8 protein-coding genes and 2 pseudogenes are annotated in these 11,783 nt (G+C 68.6%); 8 read left to right on the top strand and 2 right to left on the bottom strand.

Features of this window, described 5'->3' with window-relative positions:
* Positions 1-161: 161 nt before the first annotated feature.
* The 3 genes and pseudogenes from AC0VY3_RS37300 to AC0VY3_RS37290 form a co-directional block, all read left to right on the top strand.
* Positions 162-1,640, top strand: a complete 1,479-nt coding sequence (locus AC0VY3_RS37300) for a 3,6-anhydro-alpha-L-galactose dehydrogenase (RefSeq protein ID WP_011029025.1) — start codon at positions 162-164, stop codon at positions 1,638-1,640.
* 442 nt (positions 1,641-2,082) lie between these two features.
* The gene (locus tag AC0VY3_RS37295) at positions 2,083-4,419 is read left to right on the top strand and encodes a beta-galactosidase (RefSeq protein WP_202492492.1); all 2,337 of its coding nucleotides are present in this window, start codon (positions 2,083-2,085) and stop codon (positions 4,417-4,419) included.
* Between the two features lie 201 nt (positions 4,420-4,620).
* A pseudogene (locus AC0VY3_RS37290) lies at positions 4,621-5,072 on the top strand (transposase); the annotation flags it as partial.
* A 92-nt stretch (positions 5,073-5,164) separates the two neighbouring features.
* On the opposite strand, the gene AC0VY3_RS37285 reads toward AC0VY3_RS37290, so the two are convergent.
* The gene (locus AC0VY3_RS37285) at positions 5,165-6,700 is read right to left on the bottom strand and encodes an ISL3-like element IS469 family transposase (protein ID WP_475551946.1); all 1,536 of its coding nucleotides are present in this window, start codon (positions 6,698-6,700) and stop codon (positions 5,165-5,167) included.
* A gap of 70 nt (positions 6,701-6,770) precedes the next feature.
* Here AC0VY3_RS37285 and AC0VY3_RS37280 point away from each other — a divergent pair.
* A pseudogene (locus AC0VY3_RS37280) lies at positions 6,771-7,508 on the top strand (Tn3 family transposase); the annotation flags it as partial.
* A gap of 6 nt (positions 7,509-7,514) precedes the next feature.
* The gene (locus AC0VY3_RS37275) at positions 7,515-8,210 is read left to right on the top strand and encodes a putative phosphothreonine lyase domain-containing protein (protein ID WP_475551945.1); all 696 of its coding nucleotides are present in this window, start codon (positions 7,515-7,517) and stop codon (positions 8,208-8,210) included.
* A 17-nt stretch (positions 8,211-8,227) separates the two neighbouring features.
* Here AC0VY3_RS37275 and AC0VY3_RS37270 read toward each other — a convergent pair whose 3' ends face one another.
* Positions 8,228-8,869 carry an HNH endonuclease gene (locus tag AC0VY3_RS37270; protein ID WP_475551944.1) on the bottom strand — a complete coding sequence of 214 codons (642 nt, stop codon included), beginning with the start codon at positions 8,867-8,869 and terminating at the stop codon, positions 8,228-8,230.
* 225 nt (positions 8,870-9,094) lie between these two features.
* On the opposite strand from AC0VY3_RS37270, the gene AC0VY3_RS37265 reads away from it, so the two are divergent.
* The 3 genes from AC0VY3_RS37265 (at position 9,095) to AC0VY3_RS37255 (ending at position 11,778) form a co-directional block, all read left to right on the top strand.
* Positions 9,095-10,198 (top strand): recombinase family protein, encoded by a 1,104-nt coding sequence (locus tag AC0VY3_RS37265; RefSeq protein ID WP_475551943.1) that lies wholly within the window; start codon positions 9,095-9,097, stop codon positions 10,196-10,198.
* A gap of 237 nt (positions 10,199-10,435) precedes the next feature.
* Positions 10,436-11,161, top strand: coding sequence for a GNAT family N-acetyltransferase (locus AC0VY3_RS37260; RefSeq protein WP_475551942.1), 726 nt, complete (start codon positions 10,436-10,438; stop codon positions 11,159-11,161).
* 431 nt (positions 11,162-11,592) lie between these two features.
* On the top strand, positions 11,593-11,778 hold the full coding sequence (locus AC0VY3_RS37255) for a hypothetical protein (RefSeq protein ID WP_475551941.1): 186 nt from the start codon (positions 11,593-11,595) through the stop codon (positions 11,776-11,778).
* Positions 11,779-11,783: the final 5 nt, after the last annotated feature.

The following is an 11,783-nucleotide window of genomic DNA, read 5'->3' as shown; positions in this document are numbered from 1 at the left end:
TCCGTGCCCCTCTCCCACCGCCGCTGCCACGAACATCTTGCCTGGCAGAGGATCGTGGCGTGCTCCGATGCCCGTTGTCGACCAGGCGTGTCACCGTATGGTAAACCGGTTATCTGTGACGCGCGGACGTGATTCAGGCGTCCTCGGCGGGAAGGAACGACGTGACTCACGAACTCTTCGACAGCAAAGGGCTGCTGGGCAGCGCACCGGCGGCCTTCGTCGCCGGTGAATACGAGCTCGACTCCTCGCACGGCACGCTCCCGGTGATCAATCCCGCCAACGGGCAACTCGTCGCCGAGGTGCCCAGCAGCTCTTCCTCGACGGTGGACCGGGCCGTGACGGCGGCGGTGGCCGCGCAGCGCGAGTGGGGGCGCCGCAGTCACGTCGCGCGCGCGGCCGTGCTGGAGGCTGTGCGCGACGCGATCGCGGTGCACGCCGATGAGCTGGCGCGGATCGTCTCGGTGGAGCAGGGCAAGCCTCTCTCCGACGCCCGTGGCGAGACGGAGGGCGCGTGCGCCTTCTTCGACTTCGCGATCAGCCAGAAGTACCGGGCCGTGGGCTCCATGATGGCGAGTGAGCCGGGCCGGTCGCTCGGCGTGCGTGAGGAACCTATTGGCGTGGTGGCGGCGATCCTTCCCTGGAACTTCCCGGTCGCCATCTTCGCCCGCAAGGTCGCTCCCGCGCTCATGGCCGGCAACGCCGTCGTTCTGAAGCCGTCGGAGCTCACTCCCCTCTCCGCGCTCGCTCTGGCCCGGCTCTGCCGGCTGGCCGGGGTGCCTGACGGGCTGCTGAGCGTCGTGTGCGGAGAGGGCAAGGACACCGGACGGGCCCTCGTCACCCATCCAGGCGTCGGGATGGTCACCATGACGGGCTCGACACGCGGCGGCCGGGAGATTCTGGCCCAGGTGGCCGACCAGATCATCCCCGTCTCCCTCGAGCTCGGCGGGAAGGCTCCGTTCATCGTCTTCGAGGACGCGGACCTGGACGCCGCGGTCGAGGCCGCTGCCGACGCACGGCTCTGGAACACGGGACAGGTCTGTACGTGCAACGAGGTGACCTATGTGCACGCCGATCTGCACGACGAGTTCGTGCGCCGTGTGGTCGACCGGTTCGCCTCGGTGACCCCGCTCGATCCGTTCGCGGCCGGCTCGCGACTGGGCCCGCTCGTGGCGGAGCGGGAACGGACCAGGGTCCAGGGGATGGTTGACGCGGCCGTCGCGGCCGGTGCCCGCGTCCGGACCGGAGGCGGCCGTCCCGACGGGGAGCAGTACCAGTCCGGCGCGTGGTTCGCACCCACGGTGCTCACGAACGTGCGTCCCGAGATGGACATCGCGCGGCGGGAGGTTTTCGGGCCGGTCCTGCCCATCATTCCGTTCGACGCCGAGGCCGAGGTGGTCTCCGCGGCCAATTCGACCGCCTACGGTCTGACCGCCTACGTCTACACCCGAGACCTCTCCCGGGCGATGCGCATGATCGACGCCCTGGAATTCGGGGAGGTCTACGTCAACCAGGCCGGGCCCGAACAGGTGCAGGGCTTCCACACGGGCTGGAAAAGCTCCGGCCTCGGAGGCGACGACGGCCCGCACGGCTATGAGAAGTACCTCCGGCGCAAGACCGTGTACGTGCGGCACGCTGTCTGACGGCGAGGCCCCGCCGGGGGACGTCCTACCCACCCGGCCCACCCAACCCGCCCGGCGCTCGGGTGCGGCCCCGGCGGAGCGTCCGGGCCCCTCCGGGCGGGGCTCATCTTGTCGTCGCAGCCGTGTGGACAGGGCGTTGTTCCACCCGCCCCGATGCTCGCCCTGCCCTCCACCGAGCCGTCAACCCTTCTCTGAGCTGCGCTTATGTCCCGTCACATGGTTGAACGCAGCACAGGACGCAATCTGGTGCAGATACTTGCCCCGCATAAAAAAACCGGTTTACCATCGGGCCGCGCCCCTTCGGTCACGGTAGATCGAGGCGCAGCGTGCGCAGAGACCGTGCGAGCCGGTCCTCTGCGCACCTTCCCAGATGGAGGGAAGCATGACCGTGCACAAGCGCGCTTGCACCACTCCGCCGCCGCGAGCCAGCAGGTCGTTCCGCGTGAGGTGGCCTGTCCTGATAGCGGCCGCCTGCGCCGGGTTAGTCCTGGCGACCACCAGCCCTCCGGCCGTCGCGGCCGGCGCTCATGACCTCGGCGACGAGACCATGCTCTACGACTTCCAGGACGGCCTGGTACCGGCCGAGGTCGGCCCGTACCAGGCGAAGACGACAATCGTCGGTCGCGGCGACAAGAAGCTCCGGGTCGATTTCCAGGCCCGGAAGAACTACTACTCCTCGTTCTCCGTACGCCCCGAGCCCGTGTGGAACTGGTCGGCGGAGGAGTCCGAGTCGCTCGGCATCGCGATGGAGCTCACGAACCCGAGCGACCGCTCCGTCCAGCTCACGATCGATCTGGAGAGCTCGACCGGCGTCGCCACCCGCAGTGTCAACGTCCCGGCCGGCGGCGGTGGCACGTACTACTTCGACGTCGACAGCCCCGCGCTCCACCGCGACACCGGGCTGCGCGCCGATCCGTCCTGGCTCGCGGACAAGGACGTCACCTCTGCGGTCTGGATGTGGGGCTCCAAGGAGACGGACACGAGCCGCATCAGCCAGCTGAACTTCTACGTCGCCGGCCTGCTGCACGACCGGTCGGTCATCGTGGACGACATCCGCGTCGTCCGTGACGCGCCGGCAGACCCCGATTACCTCAAGGGCCTGGTCGACGCCTTCGGTCAGAACAACAAGGTCGACTACAAGGGAAAGGTCTCCAGGACGTCGGAGATTCTTCGGCAGCGCGCTGCCGAAGCCAAGGACCTTCGCAGGCATCCGGTTCCGGAGGACCGGTCCAGGTACGGCGGCTGGCTGAACGGTCCACGACTCGAGGCGACGGGCAACTTCCGCGTGGAGAAGTACCAGGGGCGGTGGACCCTGGTGGACCCTGACGGCTACCTGTTCTTCTCAACCGGCATCGACAACGCCCGCATGTTCGACTCCCCAACCACGACGGGTTACGACTTCGACCATGACGCGATCCAGGAGCTGCCGCCCCCCAGCCTGACGGCCGGCGGCCCCGAGGACCTCAACCGCGTCCAGAAGTCGGCGCTGCCGACCCGCACGAAGATGTCCGAAACCCGCGCCGACCTCTTCAGCAAGTTGCCCAAGTACCGCACCCGCGCGGGCGAGGGCTTCGGTTACGCCCCCGACACCCTGGCCGGTCCCGTCGCGCAGGGCGAGACCTACAGCTTCTACAAGGCGAACGTCGCCCGGAAGTACCCCGGCAGCAACTACATGGAGCGGTGGCGGGACAACACGGTCGACCGGATGCTCAGCTGGGGCTTCACCTCCTTCGGCAACTGGACCGACCCGGAGATGTACGACAACGACCGTATCCCGTACTTCGCCCACGGCTGGATCAAGGGCGACTTCAAGACGGTGAGCACCGGCCAGGACTACTGGGGCCCGATGCCGGACCCGTTCGACCCCGCGTTCTCCGACGCCGCAGCCAGAACCGCGCGAGCAGTCGCCGACGAGGTCGCGGACAGCCCGTTGGCGATCGGCGTATTCATGGACAACGAACTGAGCTGGGGCAACGCCGGCAGTTTCAGCACCCGTTACGGCGTCGTCATCGACACCATGTCACGTGACGCGGCAGAGAGCCCCACCAAGTCGGCGTTCTCCGACGAACTGGAGGAGAAGTACGGGACCATCGACGCTCTCAACGCCGCGTGGCAGACGACAGTTCCGTCATGGGAGGCACTCCGTAGCGGCAGTGCCGACCTCGGCTCCGACGAGACCGCGAAGGAGTCCGACTACTCCGCGCTCATGACGCTCTACGCCACTCAGTACTTCAAGACGGTCGACGCCGAGCTCGACAAGGTCATGCCGGACCATCTCTACGCGGGTTCGAGGTTCGCCAGCTGGGGCCGCACACCGGAGGTCGTCGAGGCAGCGAGCAAGTACGTCGACATCATGAGCTACAACGAGTACCGCGAGGGACTGCACCCGAGCGAGTGGGCGTTTCTCGAAGAGCTCGACAAGCCCAGCCTCATCGGTGAGTTCCACATGGGAACGACCACTACCGGGCAGCCGCATCCGGGTCTCGTCTCGGCGGGAACGCAGGCCGAGCGGGCACGGATGTACGCCGAGTACATGGAACAGCTCATCGACAACCCGTACATGGTGGGCGGCCACTGGTTCCAGTATGCCGACTCGCCCGTGACTGGCAGAGCACTCGACGGGGAGAACTACAACATTGGCTTCGTCTCCGTCACGGACCGTCCCTACCCGGAGATCGTCGCCGCTGCCCGCGACGTGAACCAGCGTCTCTATGACCGCCGATACGGCAACCTGGCCACGGCCGAGGGACATTACACCGGTCGGCGTTCAGCGGAGTAGCCGATCGAGAGACGGACACCCCGTCCGGGTCCGCCGCCCGCACACATGGACGGCGGCCCCGGACCCGTGGCACGTTTGCCCGCCGATACTCTGGACGTCATCTCACTTGTCAAGCTCACCGAGGAGGGCGGCCTGTGAGGCTGATCCTTTGGAGTGGACACCCTGACAATGGATCTTGATGGTCCAGGGAGGGATGTCCAGGTGGGACGCAGGTGTCCGTATCCGGAGGAGTTCAGGAAGGACGCGGTCGCGCTCTACCGTGCCGCGGCCGGGAAGAGAACCTACGCGGCAGTGGCCGCGGATCTCGGCATCACCGCAGAGTCGCTGCGGACGTGGGTGCGTAAGGACGAGGCCCAAGCCGTGCCCGGACGCCGTGACACGGGTGGCGAGGCGGAGGAGCTGGCCCGGCTGCGGGCGGAGAACGCCCGGCTGCTGAACGCCGAGAAAGAGTGGCACCTCGAGCGCGAGATCCTTCGCCGGGCGGCCGCGTATTTCGCTCGGGAGGTGAAGTGAGCCCTCGCCGCTGGGACTTCATCTCCGACAACCGCGCCGACTTCGGCGTCAAGCGGATCTGCCGGGTGCTCGGGGTGTCCCGCGCCGGCTTCTACCGCCATCTGGCCACCGGGCAAGCCCGCACGAGTAATCGTCAAGACCTGTGGGGGGCCGCTCGCCGGTTGTCCCGATGACGGAGGAGGGTGTGTCAACTTAACGGCTCTGTTTCGTAGTCGGTGGTGACGTTCCGTTGTCACGACAGGAGGATGCGGTGGCGGAGGAGGTCGAATCCTGCTCGGCCATGCATCTGCCTCATGATCCGTTTGGTGCGGGTATTGACGCCTTCGGTGCGGCCGTTGTGGTGGGGCAGGGTGAGGCCGGCGTTGACTGCGGCGCGGTCGAGTTCCAGGCCGTTGCAGAAGCTGTGTAGGTGGGGCAGGTCGGCTGCACGGACGTCGGCGATCCATTCGGTGAGGCGGGCGTCGTTGCCTTTCTCCGGGGTCAGTAGCTGGGCGAATGTGCCGACGAATTTGGCGAGTTCGGCTGTCTCGGGGCAGGCCGAGGTGAGGGTCGCCAGGAGGGCGGTGTCCTTGGTCCACAAGTGTTCGGGGTGTGTGAGCAAGAGCCGGGTCGCGTGGCGCGGGGTGATCACCGGCCGGTTTCCCTCGGCTCGTCCCTGGGTGAGATAGCGGACCAGGAGGTTGTGGCTGCCGGTGTAGCCCTGGGCTTTGATCTCGTGGAACAGCTGGGTGACGGCGACTGCGGGCTCGGTCGCACGTCGGATCCGTAGGTGCTCGCGGTAGGGGTCGACCAAGGTGGTCCGGTAGCGGGGCGCGATGCGGTCGGCCGGGGGTTCGGGGATGCGGGAGTAGCGCTTGACGGTGTTCAGGGCCAGGTCGAGGCGGCGGGAGCATTCCAGCAGTCCGACGCCCCGTCCGAGGAGATCGTGGATCTGGTGCCAGCGCTCGCGGATCGTCTGCTCGTGGACCCCGCCGGGGCGGGCCGGGTTGACCGTGGCCCAGCACGAGGCATGGGCCCGTACTTCGGCCAGGACCTTGTCGCACAGATTCCGCCACAGGTGCCATCGGTCGCTGACCTGCACCGCGTCGGGCAGGGCCCGGCGGATCGCCTCGGCATAGGTAGCCGAGCCGTCCCGGCAGACGGTCTCGACGCCGGGGTGCTCGAGCAGCCAGGCTTCCAGACCAGCGGCCTCGCGGCCGGGCAGCACGTCGATGCGCTCGCCTGTTTCGGCGTCGATGATGATCGTGGCGTACCGGTGCCGGCGGCGTAGGGCGAAATCGTCGACCCCGACCACTCGCGGGGTTCGCACCACGGGTATGGGGGTGCGCCGCAGCAGGCGCAGGGCGGTGGCGAACGACATGGGCACGGCCAGGGAGCGGCTGAGCCGGGCAGCCGCTCGGCCGCATAACTCTTTCACTACCGCACTTACCTGACTGGTCAGGCGGTTGGTGCGGCGTTGGAGACGCTCCATCAGCCCGGGGACCTGCTCGCGGAAGGTCTGGCGCCGGCATTCCAGAACCGGGCAGACCAGGCGTCGCACCTGGACGTGGACCACGACCTTGCGGCCGTCGACCGGCACATCCGCCATGGGCCGGCCGTGGTATCCGTGGACTTTCCCGGTCAGCACCCCGCACACCGGGCAGGGCGAGGGAACATCCCGGGTCCGGGCCGCGACCCGGATCACCTCACCGTCATCGGCCACCTCCTCGATGACCAACGCCGAGAGCCCCGAAAACACTGTTTCTATAAGGGCGTTGAAATCTCGCATGTGATGTCAACGAAACCCGTCACGCGCCGTCACCACCGACTACGGAACAGAGCCGCTCGTTTGACAGACCCTGTTCGGCCTGTTCAAGATCCTCGGATACAACTTCTCCCCGCGGTTCCGTGACCTGGAGGACCAGCGGTTCTGGCGGGCGAGCCTGCCCGGGGTGGAGACTGGTACGTACGGGCCGCTGGAGGACATCGCGCGGAACCGGGTCAACCTGAACAAGGTGATCACGCACTGGCCGGACATGCTGCGGGTGGCCGGCTCCCTGGTCACCAACCAGGTGAGGGCGTACGACCTGCTGCGGATGTTCGGCCGCGAGGGCCACCCCACCCCGCTGGGGCAGGCGTTCGCCGAGTACGGGCGGATCGCCAAAACCCTGCACCTGCTCGCCGTGGTCGACCCGGTCGACGACACCTTCCGCCGCCAGATGAACCGGCAGCTCACCGTCCAGGAGTCCCGCCACAAGCTCGCCCGGGATGTGTGCCACGGCAAGCGCGGCACCATCCACCAGGCGTACCGGGACGGGATGGAGGACCAGCTCGGCTCCCTCGGACTCGTCCTCAACGCCGTGGTCCTCTGGACGACGAAGTACATCGACGCCGCAGTCGCCCAGCTCCGCGCGGAGGGCCACGAGATCCGCGACGAAGACATCGCCCGGCTCTCCCCGCTGAAGCACAAGAACCTCAACGTGCTCGGCCGCTACAGCTTCACCTCGTCCGTCCCGGCCGGCGGCCTGCGCCCGCTGCGCGACCCCGACGCCCCCGGACTGGACGACGACGAGGATGACGCCGGATCGGAGGACTGAACACCGATGCCCTCGCCGACCGGTGACAGGCCCGCGAGCCGGGCCGGGCTGCCGCCCCCAAAGGGCCTGGGGTGGACCGACCGGGTCCGCGCTCCCGAGCGGCTCGACGAAGGCCTGGACGAGTTCGGCAACCGGGTCACCGGGAAGTGGATGCCCAAGGGCATCGACCAGGAGCTGTGGGAGCGGATCCGCGGCGCCACGATCGAGGGCTACCTCGGCACGCAGTCCAAGGTGCTCAAGGACTTCACCCGGGCGTGCGTCTACACCCGCGACTACCGCGACCTCGGCGACCTGCTGCGCGTCCTGACCGTGCTGCGCGAGCTCGGCGTGACCGGCTGGATCGACTACAAGCGGGACTGCGACACCGCCCGGGGCCTGTATGGGCGCGGGGCTCTGTACTGGCACTCGCCGCCGGGGACCGTGGCCATCGACGTGCCTTCGTGGTCGGTCGGCCGGGAGATGGACCGCGAGGCCGCCGCCGAGCCCGCGCCCGCGGCGGCCGTCGATGCCGGTACGGACAACCCGCGCCGTACGGGCCGCTGCCCGAATTGCCGGGTCGGGCCCGGCGAGGGCTGCCGGAACGCGCCGCTGGGCGGTGTCCACCCCGAGCGGCTCAAGCTCAACCGCATCCCCTTCAGCGACGTCCCCGGCTACTCCCAAGCGCTCCGTCGGGCCCAGGAGGCCCGACGCCGTCGGGGCTGAGCCCGCGTTTGGCGCTGCTACAGGGCCACGGCCTTCGCGCACCGGCTGCTGTGGCCGACGCAGTGGTCCACGACTGCCTGGTCGAGGGCCACGTGGTGGTGCTGGGTGCCGGAGGCGCAGTCGACGACGAGTTGGGGGCTGCCGAGGTCCAGGCCCAGGCGGAAGCCGTCCTGTACCCAGGAGAGGGGAACGGCGAGGGCCATGAGGTCGGTGGCGCGGGTGTGCTCGCGGCGACCGCTCTCGTCCTTGTGGACGCAGCGGTTGGGGCGTCCATGCAGCTCATCGCGGATGAAGTCGATCACCCTGGCGAGAACGTCCGGACGGCGCAGGGCAGCATCGCGCAGGGCACGGACCTTGTGCTCGTCGAGTTCGGGGTAGTCGCCGTCGAACAGCGTGTGGTGGTTCGGGCAGAGGGGCACCACGTTGCCGAGGTGATGGAACAGGCCGTGGCGGTGCTGCTCAGCGATGTGCGCGAACCGGTCGGGCAACCCTTCGAGCTTGCTCTCCGCAGCCAGTCGGATCGTCGGCCAGTTACGTATATGCGCCATCTCCGGGCGAGGCCGGGTCGTACCACACTCCAGACACGCCTCCCCGAAGATCTTCCTGACCGCCCGGAGCAAGACGTCGGGATTGCTGGGCCGGTCTCCGCTTCTCGCCATACGAGCACCGTACGACGCCGGACTGACAACCTCGCCGGTAGTCATACGAACGACATCCGGCCGCGAAGGAGAGCCGAAGCGACGCACGGAGCCACTTCTCATAAATGACCAGTTGCGAGAGTTCTTCGAGAGCCCCGGAGTCGATCACGAACCCGCAGGTCGCGATTCGCAGAAGTCCTCTCAAAACCAAGGCGTTGTGCGAGACAGTTCTGACAGACTGCCGGGGTGGATCTGACGCCCGATCAAGCCGCAATCGCGGTAGAACGAAACGACTGTCCGAACTGTGAAGCCCCGGCGGGCAGTCCCTGCCGCACCCGCGGGGGCAAGACCGCGACGAAGTACCACACCCCGCGCTTCATCCTCGTCCCGGCGCTCCGCGAGGAGCTGGAGGTCCGAGTCCCCGAGGACCGGGAGCCCGGGCGGCCGTGGAAGCCAGGCCCGCCCGCCGAGGCCGCCCCGACGGAGCCGGCCGCGAAGCCGATCCGGATCGGGTACGCGCGCTGCTCGACCGCGCAGCAGGAACTCGCCAGCCAGCTCGACGCGCTCGCCCGCGCCCAGTGCAAGCGGGTCTTCTCGGAGAAGATCAGCACGCGGGTGAAGACCCGGCCGAAGCTGGAGGAGGCGCTGAAGCTGGCGTACGACATCCGGGAGGCCGCCCCGGACCAGGAGGTCATCCTCACCGTCCACGAGCTAAAGCGCCTCGCCCGCAACGCCGCCGAGCTGATGACGCTGTCCGGCCAGCTCCAGGGCGCCGGCGTCCAGCTCGAACTCCTCACCGGCCCGCTCACCGGGATCTACGACCCCAACGGCATGGGCGCGATGCTCTTCGCCGTCCTGGCCGCCGCCGCCCAGATCGAGCGCAACTACATCCGGGAGAAGACCCTGGAGGGTCAGCAGGCGGCCGCCGCCAAGGGCAACCACGGCGGGCGGCCGAAGGTCATCGACGACGACTCCCTCCTCTTCGCCCGCGCGCTCAAGGACAAGGGCGTGCCCGTCCCCGAGATCGCGAAGAAGCTGATCATCAAGACCGGGAAGAACGCGGGCAAGAACCCCTCGGTCGCCTCGCTGTACCGCGCGCTCGCCGAAGCCGAGCAGGCCAAGGCACCGGCCGGGCCGGAGATCATCGCTCCGCGCCGGCCGACGCGGGTGGACCTCACTGGCCCCGGCAGCGGTACCGACCCCGAGTTGATGGAACGTCTCCAGCGCCAGGTCCTCGGCGGCGCCACCGGCGAGGGGCTGGACACGCTCAATGAACAGACCGAGGACGAGACGAACGACGTCGTGGCGGCGCTGCTGGCGCAGGCCCGGCGCGAAGGGGAGGACGCGTGATCCCGGCGCCGCACCGTACGAAGGGCCCCTGCGTACTCGGCGCCGAAGGCCCCGGCCGCCTCGTGCCGTTCGGCCGCTGGCCCGACGAGGGCGGGAACGAGGACCAGGGCGAGCCCGACGAGGATCGGGAACATCCGGCCGGAAACCGGCGATAGGACGCCCGGCCGCCGAGACAAGATCCATCTCAGCGCGGGCGGCCGTACGCCGCCGGCACCAACACCAGGGGGGAACCCGATCATGGGCAAGACGACCAAGAAGGCCAGGCAGTCGCCGCCGCTGTCTGCCGACCGCGTCCGCACCGGCTGGCAGGGACCGGCCGACACCCGCATCCGCCTCGCCCGCGGCCAGGACGTCGAAGCGGCGAACGAGCTGATGGCGACCACCGGCGACGGCGTCAGGATCATCCCGGTCCTGGCGGCCGCCATCGAGGACGGCTCGGCGGCCTCTGCCATGCTCGCCGGGCTCGGCGGCGGCTCGAAGGCGTACCACGACGCCGCCGCCCACACCTTCACCGACCGGCCCATGAACGAGGCCATGACCACCGTCTCCCTGACGCTGGTCGCCGCCGACGAGCAAGGCCACACCGTCGGCGTGCTCTCCGCCACCGCCCCCGGCACCCTCATCGACATGGCCATGAACAACGGCTACCCGGCCGACAAGGCGCTGGCCCTGAGCCTGTTCGTCGCCAAGATCCACGGCCTGGCCATCGCCGAACACGCCCGCGGCCAGGGCATCGCCGCCACCCTGCTCAAGCGGACATGGCAGGTCCACCAGCAGCTCGGCTACTTCCTGCTGTACGGCTCGTACGAGGCCGACCGCGACCTCGCCGCCTTTTACACCCGGGCCGGCTACACCACCCACGCCCCCGGCGAGACTTTCCCCCTGGACCGCATCGCCCTGCCGTTCCGGCTCGGCGCAGGCGACGACCAGTGCGTCTTCACCCGCTGGCGCCCCCGCCGCTGACCGACCTCCAGAAGGCGGAGGGCCCCGACGAGATGTGTTCGCCTGGGCCCTCCGCCTCCAAGATCAATCTCACCGATAACCGCCGTACCGGTGTTCTCAAGGCCGTACTCCACCTCACCCCTCGCAGCACATCGCGGGTCGGTCACTCCGGCTTGGACATGCGCCGGCGCCATGCTTGTACGGCGGTTCCGCACGCCCAGATCACGGCGGCTGCGACAAGGTTCGCGGGCAGCTCTGTCACAAGTCCGTGGGCAGCGACAACCAGCAGGTCGTACACGAGGTCCTCCCCTTCTCGGGCACCCGATGGGCGCTTCGAGACGACCCTCCACCCGGCCTTGGGGCTCCGAGTTGGTACTGCTTGGTCCCCGCGAGCAGTCGGACACCGGCCACCCGGCCCGGGACAGCGACCCAGTAGTTCTGTACGCTTCTGGATGGTTCTGGACACGGGATTGGAAGTGTGGGCGATGGGAAGGCCTGGCATTCTGAAGAAGCCTCAGATCGACGTGGGGCCGTTGAAGGTCCTCATCGATGGCCTTCATGACCTGCACCTGGAGGTGGGGCGTCCCAGCCTCTCCAAGATCTCCGCGAGGTCGGGGAAGAAGGCCCTGTACTCGTGAAGCTG

Source organism: Streptomyces sp. iso_384 (assembly GCF_056172905.1).
The sequence above is the reverse complement of the archived record's forward strand: the minus strand, read 5'-3'. Positions and strand labels throughout refer to the sequence as shown.

Bases quoted from the DNA above. Each gene is read 5' to 3' on its own strand.
- AC0VY3_RS37275 (WP_475551945.1), top strand. From the start codon at position 7,515: ATGCCCTCGCCGACCGGTGACAGGCCCGCGAGCCGGGCCGGGCTGCCG.
- AC0VY3_RS37255 (WP_475551941.1), top strand. From the start codon at position 11,593: ATGGTTCTGGACACGGGATTGGAAGTGTGGGCGATGGGAAGGCCTGGC.
- AC0VY3_RS37285 (WP_475551946.1), bottom strand. From the start codon at position 6,700: ATGCGAGATTTCAACGCCCTTATAGAAACAGTGTTTTCGGGGCTCTCG.
- AC0VY3_RS37260 (WP_475551942.1), top strand. From the start codon at position 10,436: ATGGGCAAGACGACCAAGAAGGCCAGGCAGTCGCCGCCGCTGTCTGCC.
- AC0VY3_RS37270 (WP_475551944.1), bottom strand. From the start codon at position 8,869: ATGGCGAGAAGCGGAGACCGGCCCAGCAATCCCGACGTCTTGCTCCGG.